The following is a 20,960-nucleotide window of genomic DNA, read 5'->3' on the forward strand; positions in this document are numbered from 1 at the left end:
AGGTGGGCCCCGTGCGGGTGGGCCCCGTGCGGGTGGGCCCCGTGCGGGTGGGCCCCGTGCGGGTGGGCCCCGTGCGGGTGGGCCCCGTGCGGGTGGGCCCCGTGCGGGTGGTGGCCGCCGCCGCGGCCAGGCAGCGGCGGCCACCACCCCCGTATCGACCCGCTCTCGCCGAGGCAGGCCCCTCGGCGTCCCCTCGCAACGAATCGCCATTCCCAGGGTGATCAGACGCTCACCGATCGTCAACGGCGCACTCGCGAAAGGCCTTCTATGCGAGATTTGTGACGGCGCACGACGGCTCGTACACCCCTGCTTCGGGAAGGTCCGCGCGCGCCCCCGCAGGTTCCGAGACCTGCCGGTCCACCTCGCACCAGATCCGCTTGCCGGTGCCCTCGGCCTGCCAGCCCCACCGGTCGGCGAGCCCGTCGACGAGTTCCAGTCCGCGCCCGTTGGTGTCGTCGCCCTCCGCGTGCCGCGGCTTGGGCGGACACGCGCTGACGTCGGCGACCTCCACCCGGACCGTGGCACAGGCGGACGTGGCCTGCGAGACGTTGCCGCTCGCACTCGCGCCCGTACCGTCGCCACCTGGTCCGCCCGCGCCGTTGCCGCGGCCGTCCGTCACCTCGTCAGCGGGGAACAGCATCCGCAGCACGGCCGGACAGCCCGTGTGCACGACGGCGTTGGTCACCAGCTCGGAAATGAGCAGGACCAACGTCTCCGCGAGCGGTTCGTCGACCGCTATTCCGGACCCGGCCAGCCTGGACCGCGCCCATCTGCGGGCCCGACCCACTTCCGCGGGGTCGGCCCCGACCTCCAACTGCATCTGAAGCACCTGCACCGCTCACACCATCCGAACCGGCGGACACAACGCCTCGCGTCTCCACAGGGTCACGGAACGTGATTCCCTTACGAGACAGCATGATTGACGTACAGTCACCGCAACAAGCGCTTCAGGCATATTCCAGCGCGAAGGAGTACGCGTCCTGCATACTGTGCGACGCACGCTGCGGAGAGTCGAACGAGAGCGCTTGTGGCGCCATAGTCCGACGCGAGGGACGGTGGCCCCGACGCGCGTCGCCCGGTCCGGAGCCGCCATACAGACCGCACCAGGAATCCCGCGCTCCATCACCACTCGCATCTGACGGAGCGTACCGGAGCCCGGAGGCAACTCCGGCCCGTGACGGCTCCCGCGAAGGACACAACCCGATATCGACACAGGGTGACTTCTTCTGCTTGAACAGCGACCCATCCTGCCGAATCTCCGTCCCGATCTGCCCGGTTGATCCCGATCACACCTGATCAGCGGGTTCCCGCACGGCCCCCGCCAGCAGGTCCGCGGCCAGTTCCGCCTCCAGCTCCGCCCGTGACGGGCCCCTGGCGACCCGTACCCACGCTCGCTTCAGGTGCAGGTGTACGTCGTGCTCCCAGGTGAAGCCCATGCCTCCGCACACCTGGAGGCAGTCGCGGGCATTGCGCTCCGCCGCCTCGTCGGCGAGCAGTTTCGCCGCGGAGATCTCGGCCGGTTCGCCGGTGACGGCTGCCGCGTACACGGCGGTCCTGGCCATCTCGGAGCGCACCAGCATCTGTGCGCACAGGTGTTTCACGGCCTGGAACGTGCCGATCGGCTGCCCGAACTGCTCTCTTTCGCGCGCGTGTTGGACCGCCATGTGGAGTGTTCGGGCCGCGCTTCCGGACTGTTCGGCGGCGGTGAGCAGGACCGACTCCGGGGACGGCCGCACCGGCTCGCCGGGCACGCTCCACAGGGGGGTGAGGGGGTCCAGGGAGCAGAGGATCCGTGCGGACCCCTCCAGCGCGGCCCGGTCCTGGTCGCGTACGACGTCGGCTTCCGCCAGGTGAGGAATCGTCTCGCCGCACTGGGCGGTGACGATCACCTCGCCCTCGGCCGCCCCCTTCACCGCTCCCGCCGCCAGGTGAGTGTCCACCAGGGGGCCCGGCAGCAGCGCCCGGCCCGCCTCCTCGAAGAGCAGCACCGCCTCGGGGAGGCCGAGCCCCACACCGCCCTCCGCCTCGGGCAGCCGCAGCGCGAAGAAGCCCGCGTCGCCGAGGGCCCGCCACAGGGTGCGGTCCAGGACGTCCGGTACAGGGGTGTCCGGGTCGGCGGCGTCCGGTGCGGTGGCACGGTCCACGGCGGCGCGCAGTGCGTCGCGGTCGAAGTGGCGGGCGAGCAGGTCGCGCAGTCCCTGCCGCAACGCCCGCTGTTCGGCGGTCAGTTGGAAGTCCACGGGCGCGTCTCACCGGCCTTTCGGGAGGCCGAGGATGCGCTCGGCGACGATGTTCTGCTGGATCTGGGAGGTGCCGGCGGCGATCGTGTACGACAGCGAGGAGAGCCGGTCGAGGTTCCAGCCGTGCGGGTCGTCGAGGTCGAGCGCGGCCGTGCGGCCGAGGACCTCGGCGGCCGTGTCGTACAGCTGCTGGCGGGCGTGCGAGTAGCGCAGCTTGAAGACGGAGCCGCCGGCGCCGGGGACGCCGTTCGCGGTCGCCTCGCTGACGTTCCACTGGGTGAGCCGCCACAGCACGCCGAACTCGGCGTGCAGCGCCCCGAGTTGACGCCGCAGTACCGGGTCGTCCCAGCGGCCGTTGCGGCCGGCCTCGGCGGCGAGGAGGGTGAGGGTGCGGCGGCAGGCGACCACCTCGCCGACGAAGGCGGTGCCGCGCTCGAAGGAGAGCGTGACCATGGTGACCCGCCAGCCGTCGTTCTCGGCGCCGATGCGGTTGCCGACCGGGACGCGGACCTCGTCGAGGAACATCTCGGCGAACTCGGTCGACCCGGCCAGGGTGCGCAGCGGCCGGACCGTCACCCCGGGGGCGTCCATCGGCATGGCGAGCCAGCTGATGCCCTTGTGCTTGGGGGTGTCCGGTGTGACGGGTGCGGTGCGGACCAGCAGCTCGCACCAGTCGGCGACCTCCGCGTGCGAGGTCCAGATCTTGGATCCGCTGACGACGTACTCGTCCCCGTCGCGGACGGCCCTGGTGCGGAGCGAGGCCAGGTCGGAGCCCGCGTCCGGTTCGCTGAAGCCCTGGCACCACACCTCGTCGCCGCGCAGGATCGGCGGCAGCCAGCGCTCCCGCTGCTCCTCGGTGCCCTCGGCGGCGATGGTCGGGCCCGCGTGCAGCAGCCCGACGAAGTTGGCGCCGACGTAGGGGGCGCCCGCCAGCTCGGTCTCCTCCAGGAAGATCAGGTGCTGGGTGGGGGTGGCCTCGCGCCGGAGGTCGGCGTACCCGGCGTCGTACAGCATCCGTTGCCAGCCGGTGTCGTACGCCCGCCTGCCCGGCCAGTCCAGGGGGTCGGGCCGGGGCGGCAGCGTGGGCAGCACCCGCCGCAGCCACCGCCTCAGCTCGCCCCGGAACTCCTCTTCCTCCGGCGTGTACGTCAGGTCCATCAGCGGCCCGCGCCCGGCTTGCGGTCCCGGTCGAGGTCGAGGCCGAGCATCCGGATGGCGTTGCCGCGCATCAGCTTGTAGACCGTCTCGTCGTCGAGGCCCTTGACGTGGTCGAGAGCGACCTCCTTGGTGTGCGGGAAGGTCGAGTCGACGTGCGGGTAGTCGGTCTCGAAGGTGGCGTTGTCGCGGCCGACGACGTCGAGCGAGGCGATGCCGTGCTTGTCGCGGAAGAAGCAGCAGAAGATCTGCCGGTAGTAGTACGAGGACGGCGGCTCGGGAATCAGGTCGCGTACGCCGCCCCAGGCGCGGTGCTCCTCCCAGACGTCGTCCGCGCGCTCCAGGGCGTACGGGATCCAGCCCATCTGCCCTTCGCTGTAGGCGAGTTTGAGCTGCGGGAACTTCACCAGGACGCCGGAGAAGAGGAAGTCCATCATCGACGCCATGGCGTTGTTGAAGGAGAGCGAGGCCTGTACGGCGGGCGGGGCGTCGGGGGAGGCGGCGGGCATCTGCGACGACGAGCCGATGTGCATGTTGACGACCGTGCCGGTCTCCTCGCAGACGGCGAAGAAGGGGTCCCAGTAGCCGGAGTGGATGGAGGGGAGGCCGAGGTGGGTGGGGATCTCCGAGAAGGTGACCGCGCGCACCCCGCGTGCCGCGTTGCGGCGGATTTCGGCCACTGCGAGGCCGATGTCCCAGAGCGGGATGATGCACAGCGGAATCAGCCGGCCGCCGCTGTCACCGCACCACTCCTCGACCATCCAGTCGTTGTAGGCGCGCACGCAGGCGAGCGCGACCTCCTTGTCGTGCGCCTCGGCGAAGGTCTGGCCGCAGAAGCGCGGGAAGGTGGGGAAGCAGAGCGAGCCCTCGACGTGGTTGAGGTCCATGTCCCTGAGCCGCTCGGCCGGGTCCCAGCAGCCCTTGCGCATCTCGGCGCGGGTGATGCCTTCGAGGGTCATGTCGTCGCGGTCGAAGCCGACGGCGGCGATGTTCCGCTTGTACGGGAACTTGAGGTCCTCGTAGATCCACCAGTCGGTGGGCGGTCCTTCCGGGTCCATGGTGATGACGTACTTGCCGCCGGTGTAGGCGAGTTCGCCGATTCCCGCGGTCAGCGGCTGCGGCCCGCGCTCCCGGTACTTCTTCGGCAGCCAGGTGGAGAAGAGGTGCGGGGGCTCGATCACATGGTCGTCGACGCTGATGATGCGAGGCAGTTCGGTGTGACCCATCCGGCAGTCCCCTTCGCGCTATCTGATGACCCGTCAGAATTCAGGCTAGCGGCGCACCTCTGGACCGACAAGGCACGGAGCCCTACGCTCACGGTCAGTTCTGACGAGTCGTCAGCTTTCGGGAGAGCGCAGTGACTTCACCGCACACGGGTACGGAATCCACCCAGAACGCCGGACAGAACGCCGGCCGGAGCGCCATCCAGAACACCGACCGGGCCGCAGGCGCCGCAGGCCCCGCGGCATCCGCCGCCGAGCGGACCGCCCGCCGGCTGGACGGGTCACGCACCCTCTGGGAGCTGGTCCGCCGCCGCGCCGAGCTCACCCCCGACCGCCCGGTACTGCTCCAGGAGGACCGCACCCTCACCTTCGGCGAGCTGCGCGACCGCTCCGAGCGCGTCGCCGCCGGGCTGTACGGGCTCGGCGTGCGCGCCGGTTCCGTGGTGGCCTGGCAGCTGCCGACCCGGATCGAGACGGTGCTGTTCTCGCTGGCGCTGGCCCGGCTGGGCGCGGTGCAGTCGCCGGTGATCCCCTTCTACCGGGACCGCGAAGTGGGCTTCGCGCTGCGGGAGTCGAAGGCCGACTACTTCGCGGTGCCCGGCGAGTGGCGGGGCTTCGACCACTCCTCGATGGCGCACCGCCTCGCGCTGGAGCTGCCGCGCCCCCTGCTCGTGCTCACCGCGTACGAGGAACTGCCCGACGGCGACCCGGCGCTCCTGCCGCCGCCGCCCGCCGACGGCACGTCCGTCCGCTGGATCTACTGGACCTCGGGCACCACCTCGGACCCGCGCGGCGTCCTGCACACCGACCGCTCGCTGATCGCGGCCGGTTCCTGCCTTGCGCACGCACTGCGGCTCACCCCTGCCGACGTGGGCTCGATGGCCTTCCCGTACGCCCACATCGCGGGCCCGGACTATCTGATGATGCTGCTCCTGTACGGCTTCCCCGCCGTGCTCTTCGAGCACTTCGCACTGCCCGCGGCTTTGGCTGAATATCGCCGTCACGGAGTGACCGTCGCGGGCGGCTCGACGGCCTTCTACACGATGTTCCTGGCCGAACAGCGCAAGGAACCCGGGGTGCCCGTGATCCCGACGCTGCGGCTGCTGGCGGGCGGCGGCGCGCCGAAACCGCCGGAGATCTACCACGCGGTCGTACGGGAACTGGGCTGTCAGCTCACCCACGGGTACGGGATGACCGAGGTGCCCATGATCACGATGGGGGACCCGGCCGACTCCGTGGAACATCTGGCCACCACGGAGGGACGGCCTCCGGAGGCGATGTCCGTACGCGTCACGGACGGCGACGGCACACCCGTACCGACCGGCACGGACGGCGAGATCCGGCTGCGCGGGGAGGCGGTCTGCCGGGGCTACCTGGATCCGGCCGCGACCGCCTCGGCCTTCGACGCCGACGGGTACCTGATCACCGGTGACCTGGGGCATCTGACCGCTTCCGGCCATCTGGTGCTGACCGGGCGGCTCAAGGACGTGATCATCCGCAAGGGCGAGAACATCTCGGCGAAGGAGATCGAGGACCTGCTGCACCAGCACCCGGCGGTCGCCGAAGCGGCGGTGGTCGGGCTGCCGGACGAGGTGCGCGGCGAACGGGTCTGCGCGGTGCTCGAACTGCGCGCCGGGCACGGCCCGGTGGCGCTCGCCGACGTCGTCGCGTACCTCAGGGAGACCGGTCTGGCCACGCACAAGCTGCCGGAGCAACTGGAGGTGGTCGACGCGATGCCGCGCAACGAGACCCTGCGCAAGGTCCTGAAGTTCAAGCTGAGGGAGCGGTTCGCGGACGGCGACGTCACGGGCTGAACCGCTCCCCCGGGGTCATGCGGAGGTCACTGGGCAGTCACTGCGGGTCGGGGCCGTCCACCGTGTAGTACCTGGCGAAGGCGGCCAGGGTCTCTTCCTCGGTGATGTGGCCGTCGCCGTCCGAGTCGAGGGCGCCGGCCACCTGGGCGGCGACCTGCGCGTCCGCGCCCAGGACGCGCAGCAGCCGGGTGGCCGCCGCGACGGTGACGCCGTCGCCGGGACCGTCCGACGCGGCCGCGATCTCGATCGCCGAGTGCAGGAAGGGGCGGGCGATCTCGGCGAACCGCTTCGGGTTGTCGCGCAGGCGCTTGACCGCGCCCGTCACGAACTCGTCGCGGCTGACCCGCTGGTCGCCGTCCACGTCGGCGATGCCGGCCATGCCCTGCCAGAACGCCTCGGCGCCGCTGTAGAGGGCCTGTCCCTTGTCGCAACGGGCAGTTGTGTTGAATTCGGCAAGGATGGCGGCCGCCGCGGCACTGAAGTCCTCACGGTCGATGTACCCGTTGCCGTCCTGGTCGAAGGAGGCGAAACGGGCCGCCGTCTTGCGCTCGTACTCTGCGCTGTCCATGCAGGCGAGCGTACGTGCTGGGCGCGGGAACGAGGCAGGTTATGCGGGGAAATCATCCGGGCGGAAAGCGGATGAACATCAGGCCGACAGGGACGGGGCGCCCGCCGGTCCGCCCCTCAGGCCGACAGGGACGGGGCCGTGTCGTCGACCGCCGTCGCCACGTCCGGGAAGACCTCGAACAGGCGCCGTACGCCGAGGGCGGCCAGGACCCGGTTGACGTGGCTGCCGTCCACCGCGCCCCTGGCGGGCAGGATCAGCCGCAGGCTGCCCTGACAGGACCGCATCAGCCGCCGGGCGGCGATCAGTACGCCGACGCCGCTGGAGTCGCAGAACAGTACGTCGGAGAGGTCGAGCACCACCCGGTGGCGGCCGTCGGCGACGGCGTGGTGGACGTGCTGGCGCACGGCAGGTGAGGTCACCAGGTCCAGTTCGCCGGAGATGTGCAGCACGGCCCAGCTGCCGTGCTCTGCCTCTGTCACCTTCAGCGTCACGCGTCGGACCTTTCAATAACCGGAAGTAGACCTTCCTCATCGCGGCTTCCCTACCGCTCCCCCATGAAACACCGCGCGCCTGTGAGCTCCGTACGCAGGAGGTACGTAATGACCGGATCACTACCATCACGGACCGCGCCGGGGGCGCACTTGTCGCAAAGGGGCGTGCGCTGTCCGATCCGCGCACTACATTCGAAAGTGCAGGGGTTTCTTGGCGGGTACGTCGTGCCGGGTCGTCGTGTCCGGCAGTGGTGCTGGGGGGTTGGGACCGGATGGCGAAGGACGCACCGCCGCGCTGGGACCGCAGGATGCAGCAGCGGCTGGCGCGGGGCGAGGCGGCCGCACTGGGCGAGCTCTACGACCGGTTCGCCTCGCTGGTGCACAGCCTCGCGCACCGGGTGCTCGACGACGAGGACGCCGCCGACCAGATCACCCGCGACGTGTTCGGACACGTCTGGGAGAACCCCCATGCGTACGACCCCAAGGAAGGCTCCATGCGGGCCTGGATCGCCCGGCTCACCAACCGCCGCGCCGTGCACCGGCTCCGCCAGTCGGAGTCGGCCGCGCTCGCCGAGGGCGAGGGCACGCCCGAGGAGCTGGAGCTGAAGGTGCGCCGGGCGGCGGCCGTGGCCCGCGCCGACTACATCGTCACCTCGATGCCCGCCCCGCTGCGCGAAGCCCTGGAACTCGCGTACTTCCAGCGGCGCGACTACCGCCAGACCGCCCGCCAGCTCGGCGTCACCGAGGACGAGGCCCGCCGCCGGCTCCGGCTCGGCCTCCAGCTCCTGTCCACCGCCAACACGGCCGACTCCCCCTACCCTGCGGGCTACCCGGCGGGCAGCGCCCCGGGCCCGCCCGGCGAGCACGGCCACTACGGGGGCACCCGGTGAGCACCGTCCCCGACGAGTCCCCCGCCGCCGCCGGCGGCCCCGACCTCCACCGCACCCTCAAGTCCCTGCTGGGCGCCTGGGCCCTGGCGGCCTGCTCCGCCGAGGAGACCCGGGCCGTCGAGGACCACCTCACCGAGTGCGCCGCCTGCGCGGACGAGGCGCTGCGGCTGCGCGACGCCGTCGGGCTGCTCCAGGCCGAGCGCGGCCTCGACCTCGACCCGCAGCTCCGCTCCCGCGTCCTGGACACCTGCCTGGGCCGCCGCCCCGCCCGCATCCCGGTGCCCGCCTGGGCCCAGCCGTACGACACGGAGACGGCCCGGCTCGACGCCCTGCTCGCGGACATCGACCCGGGCGAGTGGCACGCCCCGGTGCAGCTGCGCTGGTTCGAGGACGAGCGGCCGGCGCGCCGCAAGGCCACCGTCGCCGCCGTCATCGGCCACCTGATGGCCGTCGACGGCCTGGTGGCCACCGCGCTGGGCCTCGACGACCCGCTCGGCGGCAGCGGCGGACAGAGCGCCCCCGGCCCCACCGGCCGTACGGAGGCGTACTGGCAGGGCTCCCACCAGCCGCCCACCCGCGCCGTCCGCGACCCGTGGCGCGAGCAGAGCCACACCCTGCTGCGCACCGTCTCCTTCGCGGGCGGCGGCGCCGCCGACATCGAGGTGTCGTACGGGGCGTTCGCCCTGCCCCTCAAGGACGCGCTGCTTGAGCGGGCCTTCGAGTGCTGGGTGCACGCGGACGACATCGCGAAGGCGGTGGACTATCCGTACGAGGCACCGACCGGCGCCCATCTCCACGAGCTGATCGACCTGGCGGCCCGGCTGCTCCCGGCCACCCTGGCCGCCCGCCGCCGGGCCGGTCTCGCCCCGCCCGCGCAGGGCCTGGTCACCGCCGGGTCGCCGGGCCGGACCCTGCACCTGGAGGTGGAGGGCCCGGGCGGCGGCGACTGGTGGATCGCGCTCGACTCCCCGGCGGCGGTCGGCTCGCCCGACCACAAGGTGGCGCACATCGCACTGGACGGCGTCGAGTTCTGCCAGCTCGCCGCCGGTCACGTATCGCCGCAGGAGGCGGCGGCCGGTCAGCTGGGCGACAAGGGGGCGGTACGGGACGTGCTGTTCGCGGCGGCCTCGCTGTCGAGGCTGTGACCGCCGCTCGCCGTCCCCGTCACCGGGTGGTCAGTCGAAGACGACCGTACGGTGCCCGTTGAGCAGCACCCGGTGCTCGCTGTGCCACTTCACCGCGCGGGCCAGTGCCTGGCACTCCACGTCACGGCCGATCGCCACCAGCTGCTCGGGGGTGACCTCGTGGCCGACCCGCTCGACCTCCTGCTCGATGATCGGGCCCTCGTCGAGGTCGGCCGTCACGTAGTGCGCGGTCGCGCCGATCAGCTTCACCCCGCGCGCGTGTGCCTGGTGGTAGGGCTTGGCGCCCTTGAAGCTCGGCAGGAAGGAGTGGTGGATGTTGATGATCCGGCCGCTGAGTTGCTTGCAGATGGTGTCGGAGAGCACCTGCATGTAGCGGGCCAGGACGACCAGCTCGACGTTCTCGGCGGCGACCAGGTCGAGGACCTGCTGCTCGGCGGCGGCCTTGGTGTCCTTCGTCACGGGGATGTGGTGGAAGGGGATGCCGTACGAGCCGACCAGCTCGCGGAAGTCCGGGTGGTTGGAGACGACGGCGGCGATCTCGACCGGCAGCGCGCCGATCCGGGAGCGGAACAGCAGGTCGTTCAGGCAGTGGCCGAACTTGCTGACCATCAGCACGATCCGCATCCGGTCCTCGGCCCGGTGTATCTGCCAGTCCATCCGGAAGGAGTCGCCGACGGCGGCGAAGCTGGCCCGCAGCTTCTCCACGGACACGGGGTTCTCGGCCGAGAAGGCGACCCGCATGAAGAACAGACCCGTGTCGTGGTCCCCGAACTGCCTGCTGTCCTCGATGTTGCAGCCGGTCATGAACAGGTAGCTGGACACGGCGTGCACGATGCCCTGTTTGTCCGGGCAGGACAGCGTCAGGACGTAGTGGTCGGTCGCGGGGACGTCGATGGGCCCTGCGGCGGGCCGGGGGTCGCTCATGACCCCAGAGGATTCCACATCGGGGCGGGTCAGGCAGACGTTGTCAGAATCCGGATGACGTCGAGGGAGCGCGGCACGGTGTCCGGGTCGTCACCGTCGTTCTGCGCCAGCCGTACGTGGGCCTCGCGGGCCGCCCGTACCGCCTCCGGCCAGCCGTGGTGGGCCATGTACGCCGAGACGGGGGCGTCCGCGCCGACCTGGTGCATGATCCGCAGGACCCGGAGCACGGCGACGTCCACGAGGGCCGCCTCGCCCGAGTCCCTGAATATGGTCCCGACGTACTTCTCGGCGGACCAGTTGTCGAGCCAGGTGTCCTCGACGAGGCGGTAGACGGCGTCGGTGATGTCCCCGTACCCGTCGAGACCGGCCAGCCAGTACTCCTGGTGGAAGACGGGGTCGGAGAGCATGTGCAGCGCGGAACGCACCTGAGTGCGCCAGCGCCACCACGGCATGTCATTCAGCGGCATGCCGCCCATGGTGGTGGAACGACGGCCGCGACGGGAAGGGTTCGCTGATGCTTGCACGGTTGCCGATCGTACGGGGGTACGAATTCGGCAGGGGCAAGCCCCCACGATTCGCCCGGTATGCCCCGGTGCGGGCGCGGGCAGCGAATGTGGCGGTTGTCTCAGCGCTCCTTCTGCCGCGGAGCCCTGGCCCGCTCAGAGCTCCGTCGGCTGGTGCTTGGTGAGTCCGTACTTGGCGGCGATCTCGTTCCACGGGCCCACGGCTTCCCTCTTCGCCTGGGACGCGTTGCCGCTCTCGCGGTCGCCCGCCCGGCGCTCGGCGGTCGCCTTCGCCTTGCCCTTGTGGCAGAACTTCTTCCGGTCGCCCGCGACCTTGTCGGCCCAGGCCGCGTAGTGGTCGTCGGCGGCGGCGGACGCCTGCCAGGCCTTGTTCAGGGACGCGGTGAGCGCGGCGTGGTTCGCCAGCTTGTCGACCTTGAGCGACTGGAGCCTGGTCACCAGGCCGCGCCGCTGCTCGGCGGCGCCGCGCAGATCGGTGGCGGCCTTGGGCAGGCTGTCGCACTGGCCGATGGCGGCCACCGCGTTGATGACCTGCTGACGGCTGTCGTTGCTGGACTCAAGGAGTTTGTCGAGCGCGACGGCCTGGGCCTTCGCCGGGTCGGCGCCCGCTTCGGCGGGGGGCTGCGCGGGCAGCGAGCTGCCCGAGGCGACCGTCTTGGCGTCGTCACCCTTGCCCTTGGGGTCGTCGTCGCCGGAGTTCAGCAGCGCGCCGATACCGAGCCCGATGACCGAGCAGCCGATCACCACGGCCGCGATCATCGGCACCGCGCCGACCTTGCGGCGCTGGGGCCCGGGCTGCTGGTGCTGCTGTGCCTGCGGGTGCTGGTGCTGCTGGTAGCGCGCTTCCTCCTGCTCGGCCTCCTGCTGCCGGGGCGGCAGGAAACGCGGCATCTGCTGCGTGGACTGGGGCGCGTCCGGCGCATCGGGGGCGGCCTGCGGCGGCTGCGTACGGAAGAGGCTGTCGAACTCGGCGGGCGGCTGCCGCTCGCCGGGCTCCCCCGGCCGCAGCGGCGCCTCGGGCCGGGCCGCGTACTGGGCGTCGGCCGGCACCGGCGGCAGGTACTGGGTGGCGTCGGCGTCCACCCCGGCGGGCGGCTGGAGCGCCTGCTGCCCGAGGAACTGGGTGCCGTCGACGGGCGGCACCACGGGATTCTCCGGCGGAAGGGCGCCGGGCCCCTGCACGACGGGGGCTATGAACTGGGTGGCATCGGCGTCCCCGCCGGGGGTGGCGGGCATGTCCCAGGGCTGGGACTGGGGCTGGGGGTGGGGCTGGGGCTGCTGCGGCGGCAGCTGCTGGGACGGCTGCTGCGGCATCTGCTGCGGCGGCATCTGCGACTGCGTCATCTGCGGCTGTACGGGCGGCTGTTGGGCCGCCGGCCCCCAGGGCTGGTCCCAGCTCTGCCCCTGGGGCGGTGTCACCTGCCCGGTCGCCTGCCCGGTCGCCTGCCCCGGAGCCGCGGGCCACGGGGGCTGCTGCGGGGGCATCGCCTGCGGGTACTGCGGGTGGGCCGGGGGCAGCCCCGCACCCTCGTGTGCGGGGCGGCCAGCGGGATGCTGCGGCTCATCACCCTGTTCGCTCTGCGTCAACGGGGGGCTCCTGCCATCGGACCTAGTGGGGTCCTCGCCACAACAGCGAGGGACGGAATCACCGGTTCACGCTACCGGGTGAGTCCGCCCCTGTGCCACGTGCCCATGATCCCTGTTCAGGGGTGGGGTGTTCGGGCGCGCGGGCTGTAACGAATTGCCGCGTGTTGACGCTGGTAAGGCCCGGGTCTACGCCGCCTGGATTTCCATCCTCGCGCCGAATTCCCGCACCGCGGGCTCGTCCCGGTAGGGCTCCAGGCGTTGCTGGAAGTCCTCCAGGTACTCCGCTCCCCGGTTCGACCGGAGTGTTCCCAGGAGTTCCACCGCGCGCGTGCCGGTGTGGCAGGCGTGCTCGATCTCGCGTTGCTGCACCTGTGCCGAGGCCAGCAGCACCAGGCCGATCGCGCGGCGGCGCACCTTTCCGTCCGGGTGGCCTGCGACGCTCTCCTGGGCGCGACGCGCCGCCGCGTCCGCCTGGCCCAGGTCGCGGTGGCAGTGGGCCAACTCGTCGGCCAGATAGGCGTGGTCGAAGTGGGAGATCCACACCGGGTCGTCCCCGGAGTCGCCCGCCTCGTGCGCCCGCTCCATCGCCGACTGCGCCTTCGACGCCACCGCCCCGCAGGTCCGCTCGTCACCGAGCAGGGCGTGCCCGCGGGCCTCCGCCGCGTAGAACATGGCCTCCGTCCGCGGCGTGACCCGTCCGCGCGCGCCCTCCTGTGCCGCCCGCGCCAGTTGCGCGATCTCCCTGGGGTTGCCGAGCTGCGCGGCGAGGTGGCTCATGGAGGCGGCCAGGACGTAGCCGCCGTAACCCCGGTCGCCGGCCGCCTGGGCGAGGCGCAGCGCCTGGATGTAGTAGCGCTGGGCGAGGCCCGGCTGGCCGGTGTCGACCGCCATGTAGCCGGCCAGTTCCGTCAACCTGGCGACCGCGGCGAAGAGTTCGCGGCCGATGGCCTCGCGGTACGAGCCCGAGAGGAGGCCGGACACCACGCTGTTCAGGTAGTGCACGACGATCGGGCGCACGTGCCCGCTGCCGAACTTGTGGTCCAGCGTCACGAGCGCGTCCGTCGTCGCCCGTACCGCCTCGACGTCGCTCGCCCCGACCCGGGAGCCTGCCGTACGCGCCACCTGGTGGTCCGCACCCGTGATCAGCCAGTCCCGGCTGGGCTCCACCAGCGCGGAGGAGGCGACCGAGGAGCCGGAGAGGAAGTCCCGCCGTCCGACGTCGCTGCGCCACAGCTCGCAGACCTGCTCGATCGCGCCGAGCACGGTGGGCGAGAACTGGAGGCCGATGCCGGAGGCCAGGTTCTTGCCGTTGGCCATGCCGATCTCGTCGATGGTGACCGTACGGGCCAGCTTGCGGCCCAGCGCCTCGGCGATGATGCCGGGCGCCCGGCCCCTCGGCTGCTGGCCGCGCAGCCACCGCGCGACCGATGTCTTGTCGTAACGGAGATCGAGTCCGTGCTCGGCGCCGCACATGTTGACCCTTCGGGCCAGCCCGGCGTTGGAGCAGCCGGCTTCCTGGATGAGCGCCTGGAGACGTTCGTTCGGCTGTCGGGCGATGAGCGGCCTGGCTGCCATGTGTACCCCCTGGTGCGGGCGCCGATGAGCTCCACCGGAACCCCTGCGGGTTCCGCACGGAGATCATTGCCCTGCGGATATGCAAAGAATGCGAGCGAATTCCCCAACATGCGATACATGCCGGAAGTCAGAGGTATTGGCCGGTACTTCCGCGCTTCCACTTTTGTGGCTTCCCGCTCTCGACTCCGCAGGCACCTGCGCGCCCCCGCCCGTGCACCCATGCGCCCCGTATGCAGGATCGATGCGCCAGCTCCCGAGCAGCCGCGCCCGTAACCGGAGTTGGTGCTCGCAGTTGAGTTGTTCGTGGAAGAGACCATCGGAGTCACGGACGTCGACGCACCCAAGATCCCTCAGCAGCGCGGTGATCAACTGCTCGACAGCGCCGTGCGGTACGCGGAAGAACGGCACTGGGACGTCGTCCCCGGGACCTGGCTGGAGGCCGAGGAGGGGGTGGAGCGCTGCTCGTGCGGCGACCTGACCTGCGCGGCCCCCGGTGCGCACCCGGCGAAGGACGACTGGGCGACGCAGGCGACGGGCAGCGCGGTGGCGGCGCGCAGGATGTGGCAGAAGAACCCGAAGGCCTCGATCCTGCTGCCCACGGGACGTACCTTCGACGCCATCGACGTGCCCGAGACGGCCGGGTTCCTGGCGCTGGCCCGGATGGAGCGCATGGAGCTCACGCTGGGCCCGGTGACCAGCACCCCGGACCGTCGGCTGCTCTTCTTCGTACTGCCGGGCGCGGGCGCCAAGATCCCCGATCTGGTACGGAAGTTGGGCTGGGCGCCCAGCGCGCTCGACCTGGTCTCCCGGGGCGAGGGCGACTACGTGGCCGGCCCGCCGACCCGGATGGGCGGCATGGGCGCCGTGCAGTGGGCCCGCCGCCCCACCCCCGCGAACCGCTGGCTGCCGGACGCGGAGGAGCTGATCAACCCGCTCGCCTACGCCTGCGGCCGCGAGGCCGCCGCGGCCCGGGGGCGCACCCGGGCCTAGCCGGACGGCGGTGCCGCATCCCGGGCCGATCCGGGGGACACGGCCTACGCTGGGACCCGTATCTCGGGGACCACGAAAGGCAGCGGTATGCCTGACCAGGCATTCGACGAGGCGGGCGGGGCGCAGTCGGCGCCGCCCGCCGCAGTACGTGTTCAGGGCTTGTGGAAGCGGTTCGGCGAGCAGGTGGCCGTGGCCGGAATCGATCTGGAACTGCCCGCGGGGAAGTTCATCGGGCTCGTCGGCCCGAACGGGGCGGGGAAGACCACCACGCTGTCGATGGTGACGGGGCTGCTCCGCCCCGATCAGGGGACCGTCGAGATCGGCGGGCACGACGTGTGGCGCGACCCGGTGCAGATCAAGTCCAGGATCGGCGTGCTGCCGGAGGGGCTCCGGCTCTTCGAGCGGCTGTCGGGGCGGGAACTGCTCGCCTACAGCGGCCGGTTGCGCGGACTGCCCGGCGAGGAGGTCGACAAGCGGGCCACCCAGCTGCTCGACGTACTGGACCTGGCGGGCTCGCAGCACAAGCTGGTCGTCGACTACTCGACGGGCATGAAGAAGAAGATCGGGCTGGCCGCCGCCCTGCTGCACAACCCCCAAGTACTTTTCCTGGACGAGCCGTTCGAGGGCGTCGACCCGGTGTCGGCGCAGACCATCCGGGGCGTCCTTGAGCGGTACACCGCGTCCGGTGCGACGGTGATCTTCTCCAGCCATGTGATGGAGCTGGTGGAGTCGCTGTGCGACTGGGTGGCCGTGATGGCCGCGGGCCGCATCCGCGCACAGGGCACCCTCGCCGAGGTACGGGGCGACGCGCCGACCCTGCAGAACGCGTTCCTGGAGCTGGTCGGGGCGAACGGGCGGGACGCCGGGGAGAGCCTGGACTGGCTCGGTGGCGGCGGCAGTGGCAGTGGCGACGGGGCCGGTGCTGCGCGATGAGTGCGGTCGTCGATTCTTCCCAGGGGGCCGGGGCGGGCCCGGGGCCCGTGACGACGGGGATGACCCCGCTCTTCGTACGGCTGAAGCTGGCGCTGCTGAAGAACGGGCTGCGGCAGTCGTCCGGACGCAAGGCGGCGTTCATCACCACCGGGGTGCTGGTGGTGCTCTTCTCGGCGCTCCAGCTGTTCGGGCTGTTCCTGCTGCGCGGGGTGTCGGCCGCCCCGACGGTGACGCTGCTGCTGACGCTCCTCCTGGCGCTGGGCTGGACGTTCATGCCGCTGTTCTTCCCGAGCGGCGACGAGACCCTGGACGCCTCGCGGCTGGTGATGCTGCCGCTGCGGCCCAGGCCCCTGGTGCGGGCGCTGCTGGCGGCTTCGCTGGTGGGGATAGGGCCGCTGTTCACGGTGTGCCTGGTGGTGGGCTGTGCGCTCGCCGTGGCGCACGGGGCGGCGGGGGCCGTGGTGGCGGTGCTGGCGGCGCCGCTGACCGTGCTGACGTGCGTGGCGCTGGCCCGTACCGTCGCGACGGCCAACGTGCGGCTGCTGACCAGCCGGCGCGGCCGTGACCTGGCGGTGCTCAGCGGGCTGATCATCGCGGTCGGCATCCAGTTCGTGAACTTCGGCTGGCAGCGGCTGAGCCGGACCGGCGGCAGCCTGGACGTGCTCGATCCGGTGGCGGACGTGGTGCGGTGGGTGCCGCCCGCGTCGGCGATCGGCGCGGTGCACTCGGCGGGCGACGGCGCCTACGGGCGGGCCGCGGTCCAGCTGCTGCTGGCCGCCGTGCTGCTCGCGGGCCTGCTGTGGTCGTGGGAGCGCGGTCTGGTCAAGCTGATGACGGCGCCGGACGGTTCGACGCTCCAGGCGGCGTCCGGTCCCACCCGCAAGGAGTCCAGGTCGGGTCTGCTGGCGCGGCTGCTGCCGGACGGGCGGACGGCGGCCACCGCGCAGCGGGTGCTGCGCTACATCTGGCGCGATCCGAAGACGAAGGGGCCGTGGGTCTCCTCGCTGGCCATCGGTCTGATCGTGCCGGTCTTCAACGCGCTCCAGGGGACCGGGTCGGTGTACTTCGCGTGCATCGCGACGGGCATGCTCGGGATGCTGACCTTCAACCAGTTCGGCTCGGACACCTCGGCCTTCTGGATGGTCGCCATGTCCATCTCGACGGTGAAGGACGCCTTCCAGGAGCTGTGGGCACGGATGCTCGCACTGCTGGCGATCACCATTCCGTACACCCTGCTGGTCGTGGTCGTGACGGCGGCGGTCGTCGGCGACTGGGGTGCGCTGCCCGAGGTGCTGGGGATGTCGCTGGCGCTGCTCGGCGCGATGCTGGCGGCGGGGATGGTCGCCTCGGCCAGGTACCCGTACTCGGTCCCGCAGGACAGCACCCACAAGAACGTGTCGGCCGGACAGGGTTCGCTGGCGTGGATGTCGCTGCTGGCGGGTCTGGTGGTGTCCGTGGTGACCTGCGCCCCGCTGATCGCACTGGCGGTCTGGCTCCACGTCTCGGACGGGCCGACGTGGCTGCTGCTGCCGGTGGGCATCGCCTACGGGGCGCTGGCGGGCTGGGCGGGCATGAAGCTGGCCGCGCCGAGGGTGGCGCGGCGGCTGCCGGAGATCCTGGCGGCGGTCAGCAAGGGGTGAGCTTGGTCAGGTGACGGGCGGGCTGAGTACCGCCGTTTCCTCCAGGAAGGGTTCGATCGCGGCGCGCCAGCCCTCCGGCTGGTCGTAGTGGACCAGGTGGCCTGCGTCCTGGACCTCCGCGTACCGGCCCTGCGGCAGGACGCGGACCATTTCCTGGGCCTCGGCGCGGCCCAGCTCGCCGTCCAGGCCGCGGACGACCAGCGTGGGGCAGGCCACCTGGGACAGCTCGTCCCAGTGCGCGTCGTACACCCAGGTCGCCCGCGACTGGAGCATCTGCCGGCGCGAGAAGACCGGCCGCCAGCCGTCCGCCCGCTCCGCCATCACCTCGGCGAAGAACTCCCCCCGGGCCGGTGAGGGCCGCTCCACCCACGGGTCGTCCTCGCCGAACCACTTGCGTACGTCCGCGAGCCGGGCGAACGGCACCGGCCAGGCCTTGAACCAGTCCTCCCACTCCCGCTGGGAGGCGGCCCCGAGGGCCGAGGCGCGCATGTCGCAGACGACCAGGGCGCGGACCAGGTCGGGCCGCTTGGCGGCGAGCTGCCAGGCGGTGAGGGCGCCCATCGAGTGGCCTATGAGGGTGACCGGGGCGAGGCCGAGGCTCTCCACCGCGGCCTCGGCGTCGGCGACGTACGCCTCACGGGTGTAGGGGCCATCGGCCGGTTTCTCGCTGCGGCCGTGGCCGCGCTGGTCCAGGGCGACGGCCCGGTGCCGTTCGGAGAGCCAGCGGGCGGTGTCCGCCCAGTGCGAGGAGCGGCCCATCAGTCCGTGCAGCAATAAGATCCCGGGGGTCCGCTCCGGCTCGGCACCGGCCTTGGGCGGGTCGGCGAACTCCCAGGCGGCAAGGCGTACGCCGTCGGCTCCGGTCACGTCGATGCGCCGCACCATATGGCCTGGCACCCCCTTCTTGGTCCGGTCACTTCCGGTTCCGGGTGGTCATCGCTGCCTGCCACTCCAAGCTATCGAACTCCCATTCGAAAATGCTGATCTGCCACCCAAGACCCCACTTTCGAGTGACAGCGCTCAAGGATTGGCTCGCGCTGCCGAGGGGAGATCTTCTGCGGGAGGCGGGCCGCTCGGGGAAGACGGTCCGCGGGAGTCGACCTAGGGAGCTCGGGGCTCCAGGTCGGCACAGGGGAGGACAGGCCCCGGCGCCTCACGGCGCCGGGGCCCTCCTTGTCCGTGGACCGCGATGCGAGTGACGCCTGCGGTGCTTGAGGTGCTTGCGGTGTCTGCGAGCCGCGCGCGACGTGCTGTACGTGCGACGGGTTCTGCATCCCCGCCTCCTCCCCGGCAGCGCTGCGGGCCCTGTCGGCAGCCCGTACCCACGTCGTGTGCCCCGGTTCATGTGTCGCAGACACAGCGTGGCACGCGATCCGCCCGGCCGCTGGTATTCCGGCACGAAAGGGGAATCCAACTCCCCGGCACGGGAGGGAAGTTGACCTTAGCGGCGGACCGGCCGGGAGCCGGGCTCCGAGAGCCGGGCCGCCTGCCGCCTGCCACTTACCGCTTGCCGCCTACCGCTTGGCTACGAAGACGTGCGACGCCGTCTCCCCGTCCAGCTCGGCCGCCTCGCCGCTGCTGCCGACCAGCACCCCGCCCGGCGACTCCGTCACGCTGACCACCGAACCGGGCTGCACGCCCGCGCGGCGCAGCGTGTACATCAGCTGGGCGTCGGTCTGGATGGGCTCGCCGATGCGCCGTACGACCACCGTCTTGCCCTCCGGGCCCGGCGCCAGGTCGTTGAGGCTGACCATGCTGTCGTCGAGGAACGGGTCCGCCTCGGACTTCTCGCCGAGCTCTTCCAGGCCGGGGATCGGGTTGCCGTACGGAGACTCCGTGGGGTGGCGGAGCAGTTCGAGCACCCGGCGCTCCACCGCCTCGCTCATCACGTGCTCCCAGCGGCACGCCTCCGCGTGCACCTGCTCCCACTCCAGGCCGATGACGTCGACGAGCAGGCACTCGGCCAGCCGATGCTTGCGCATCACGCGCGTGGCCAGCCTGCGGCCCTCGTCGGTGAACTCCAGGTGGCGGTCGTTCGCCACCGTCACCAGGCCGTCGCGCTCCATGCGCGCCACCGTCTGGCTGACCGTCGGGCCGCTCTGGTCCAGTCGCTCGGCGATACGGGCGCGCATGGGGACGACGCCCTCCTCTTCGAGTTCGAGGATGGTGCGGAGATACATCTCCGTGGTGTCGATCAGTCCGGACATGTGTGCCCCTCGATGCTGTGACAGAAAATCGTCGTGCTCTGAGAGCGTCCGGCGGATTTCCGCGGGACACCCCGGCCCGGTACCAATTCTTACGCATCGCACTGACAACCGTGCCGCGCCGGGGCGAGACCGCACGGACAGGCCGTATCGGCAGGCCGTATTGACAGGCCACTGGTCCAGACCGCAACGTGATCGGCGGCGCGGACGCCGCCTCGGTTCGTCACCCCCGGTATCCCCCTGGTACCTCTGGCATCCCCTGGAAAGGCCATTCAGCGATGAGCGAGAGCAAGCTGGCCCATCAGTTCTTCGACGCCGCGATCGGCCTGCTGCACCGGGTGCGCGACGAGGAGGCCGAACACATCGCCGCGGCGGGCACCGCCATCGCCGACACCGTCGCCGCGAACGGCCGGCTCTTCGCCTTCGGCGCCGGCCACTCCTCGCTGGCCGCCCAGGACGTCGTCTACCGGGCGGGCGGCCTCGCCCTGATGAACCTGCTCGCCGTCCCGGGCGTCGTCGGCATCGACGTCATGCCCGCCACCCTCGGCTCCGCCCTGGAGCGGGTGGACGGGCTCGCGGGCGCGGTCCTGGACAGCAGCCCGGCCAAGCCCGGTGACGTACTGGTGGTCATCTCGCTGTCCGGGCGCAACGCGCTGCCGGTGGAGATGGCGATGAACGCGCGCGCCCTGGGGCTGAAGGTCATCGGTGTGACGTCGGTGGCGTACGCGGAGGGCACCAGGTCGCGGCACAAGTCCGGCAGCTTCCTCAAGGACCACTGCGACATCGTGCTGGACAGCAAGATCGCGGTGGGGGACGCGGAGTTGACGGCCGAGGGCATCGAAGCGCCCTTCGCGCCCGCCTCGACAGTGGTCACCAGCGCCCTCATGCAGGCGGTCATGGCCGCCGCGGCGGGCGAGCTGGCGGCCCGGGGCATCGAGCCGCCGATGCTGCGCTCGGGGAACGTGGACGGCGGGCACGAGTGGAACGGCCGGGTGATGACGGAGCACAGGGACCGGATCTTCTTCCGGCACTGACTCCCCGCACGGACGCCCCGCAC

19 protein-coding genes are annotated in these 20,960 nt (G+C 71.6%); 7 read left to right on the forward strand and 12 right to left on the reverse strand.

All coding sequences use genetic code 11. From position 1 onward, the window contains the following. Positions 1 to 265: 265 nt before the first annotated feature. From ACZ5PB_RS17320 to ACZ5PB_RS17335, 4 genes are all read right to left on the reverse strand, one after another. Positions 266 to 835: an ATP-binding protein gene (locus ACZ5PB_RS17320; protein WP_468691953.1), complete on the reverse strand. Its 570-nt coding sequence runs from the start codon at positions 833 to 835 to the stop codon at positions 266 to 268. Between the two features lie 451 nt (positions 836 to 1,286). Further along, positions 1,287 to 2,240: an acyl-CoA dehydrogenase family protein gene (locus ACZ5PB_RS17325; protein WP_468691955.1), complete on the reverse strand. Its 954-nt coding sequence runs from the start codon at positions 2,238 to 2,240 to the stop codon at positions 1,287 to 1,289. Positions 2,241 to 2,249: 9 nt separating this feature from the next. Continuing rightward, complete coding sequence (locus ACZ5PB_RS17330) at positions 2,250 to 3,398, reverse strand: acyl-CoA dehydrogenase family protein (RefSeq protein WP_468691957.1); 1,149 nt, start codon at positions 3,396 to 3,398, stop codon at positions 2,250 to 2,252. Beyond that, a complete protein-coding gene (locus ACZ5PB_RS17335) occupies positions 3,398 to 4,621 on the reverse strand; it encodes an amidohydrolase family protein (protein ID WP_468691958.1) in 1,224 nt (407 codons plus the stop codon). The genes ACZ5PB_RS17330 and ACZ5PB_RS17335 overlap by 1 nt, the downstream gene beginning before the upstream one ends. A gap of 197 nt (positions 4,622 to 4,818) precedes the next feature. On the opposite strand from ACZ5PB_RS17335, the gene ACZ5PB_RS17340 reads away from it, so the two are divergent. Beyond that, entirely contained in the window at positions 4,819 to 6,432 is a 1,614-nt protein-coding gene (locus ACZ5PB_RS17340) for a class I adenylate-forming enzyme family protein (protein ID WP_468692121.1), read from the forward strand. Between the two features lie 37 nt (positions 6,433 to 6,469). Here ACZ5PB_RS17340 and ACZ5PB_RS17345 read toward each other — a convergent pair whose 3' ends face one another. After that, positions 6,470 to 7,000, reverse strand: a complete 531-nt coding sequence (locus ACZ5PB_RS17345; RefSeq protein WP_468691960.1) for an EF-hand domain-containing protein — start codon at positions 6,998 to 7,000, stop codon at positions 6,470 to 6,472. Positions 7,001 to 7,116: 116 nt separating this feature from the next. Continuing rightward, positions 7,117 to 7,491 (reverse strand): STAS domain-containing protein, encoded by a 375-nt coding sequence (locus tag ACZ5PB_RS17350; protein ID WP_468691962.1) that lies wholly within the window; start codon positions 7,489 to 7,491, stop codon positions 7,117 to 7,119. A gap of 272 nt (positions 7,492 to 7,763) precedes the next feature. On the opposite strand from ACZ5PB_RS17350, the gene ACZ5PB_RS17355 reads away from it, so the two are divergent. Continuing rightward, complete coding sequence (locus tag ACZ5PB_RS17355; protein WP_468691964.1) at positions 7,764 to 8,381, forward strand: sigma-70 family RNA polymerase sigma factor; 618 nt, start codon at positions 7,764 to 7,766, stop codon at positions 8,379 to 8,381. Next, positions 8,378 to 9,526: a zf-HC2 domain-containing protein gene (locus ACZ5PB_RS17360; RefSeq protein WP_468691965.1), complete on the forward strand. Its 1,149-nt coding sequence runs from the start codon at positions 8,378 to 8,380 to the stop codon at positions 9,524 to 9,526. The genes ACZ5PB_RS17355 and ACZ5PB_RS17360 overlap by 4 nt, the downstream gene beginning before the upstream one ends. Before the next feature lie 30 nt (positions 9,527 to 9,556). On the opposite strand, the gene purU is transcribed toward ACZ5PB_RS17360, so the two are convergent. The 4 genes from purU to ACZ5PB_RS17380 form a co-directional block, all read right to left on the reverse strand. After that, positions 9,557 to 10,450, reverse strand: coding sequence for a formyltetrahydrofolate deformylase (purU, locus tag ACZ5PB_RS17365; RefSeq protein ID WP_468691966.1), 894 nt, complete (start codon positions 10,448 to 10,450; stop codon positions 9,557 to 9,559). Between the two features lie 29 nt (positions 10,451 to 10,479). Further along, positions 10,480 to 10,926 carry an SCO4402 family protein gene (locus ACZ5PB_RS17370; protein WP_468692124.1) on the reverse strand — a complete coding sequence of 149 codons (447 nt, stop codon included), beginning with the start codon at positions 10,924 to 10,926 and terminating at the stop codon, positions 10,480 to 10,482. A 183-nt stretch (positions 10,927 to 11,109) separates the two neighbouring features. Beyond that, complete coding sequence (locus ACZ5PB_RS17375; RefSeq protein WP_468691968.1) at positions 11,110 to 12,561, reverse strand: hypothetical protein; 1,452 nt, start codon at positions 12,559 to 12,561, stop codon at positions 11,110 to 11,112. 186 nt (positions 12,562 to 12,747) lie between these two features. Further along, positions 12,748 to 14,136 (reverse strand): transcriptional regulator, encoded by a 1,389-nt coding sequence (locus ACZ5PB_RS17380; protein ID WP_468691969.1) that lies wholly within the window; start codon positions 14,134 to 14,136, stop codon positions 12,748 to 12,750. 303 nt (positions 14,137 to 14,439) lie between these two features. Between ACZ5PB_RS17380 and ACZ5PB_RS17385 the strand changes: the two genes are divergently transcribed. The 3 genes from ACZ5PB_RS17385 to ACZ5PB_RS17395 all read left to right on the forward strand — a co-directional run bounded on the left by ACZ5PB_RS17385 (position 14,440) and on the right by ACZ5PB_RS17395 (position 17,699). Further along, positions 14,440 to 15,126, forward strand: coding sequence for a bifunctional DNA primase/polymerase (locus ACZ5PB_RS17385; RefSeq protein WP_468691972.1), 687 nt, complete (start codon positions 14,440 to 14,442; stop codon positions 15,124 to 15,126). A gap of 87 nt (positions 15,127 to 15,213) precedes the next feature. Continuing rightward, complete coding sequence (locus ACZ5PB_RS17390) at positions 15,214 to 16,059, forward strand: ABC transporter ATP-binding protein (RefSeq protein WP_468691975.1); 846 nt, start codon at positions 15,214 to 15,216, stop codon at positions 16,057 to 16,059. Continuing rightward, positions 16,056 to 17,699: a transporter gene (locus tag ACZ5PB_RS17395; RefSeq protein ID WP_468691978.1), complete on the forward strand. Its 1,644-nt coding sequence runs from the start codon at positions 16,056 to 16,058 to the stop codon at positions 17,697 to 17,699. The genes ACZ5PB_RS17390 and ACZ5PB_RS17395 overlap by 4 nt, the downstream gene beginning before the upstream one ends. A 6-nt stretch (positions 17,700 to 17,705) precedes the next feature. Here the strand turns inward: ACZ5PB_RS17395 and ACZ5PB_RS17400 are convergent, their stop codons facing one another. Then, the gene (locus tag ACZ5PB_RS17400; protein WP_468691981.1) at positions 17,706 to 18,584 is read right to left on the reverse strand and encodes an alpha/beta fold hydrolase; all 879 of its coding nucleotides are present in this window, start codon (positions 18,582 to 18,584) and stop codon (positions 17,706 to 17,708) included. 629 nt (positions 18,585 to 19,213) lie between these two features. Next, the gene (locus ACZ5PB_RS17405; RefSeq protein ID WP_468691982.1) at positions 19,214 to 19,906 is read right to left on the reverse strand and encodes a metal-dependent transcriptional regulator; all 693 of its coding nucleotides are present in this window, start codon (positions 19,904 to 19,906) and stop codon (positions 19,214 to 19,216) included. A 275-nt stretch (positions 19,907 to 20,181) separates the two neighbouring features. Between ACZ5PB_RS17405 and ACZ5PB_RS17410 the strand changes: the two genes are divergently transcribed. Next, on the forward strand, positions 20,182 to 20,937 hold the full coding sequence (locus tag ACZ5PB_RS17410; RefSeq protein ID WP_468691983.1) for an SIS domain-containing protein: 756 nt from the start codon (positions 20,182 to 20,184) through the stop codon (positions 20,935 to 20,937). Positions 20,938 to 20,960 lie beyond the last annotated feature (23 nt).

This window comes from Streptomyces sp. NPDC032721 (assembly GCF_055579625.1).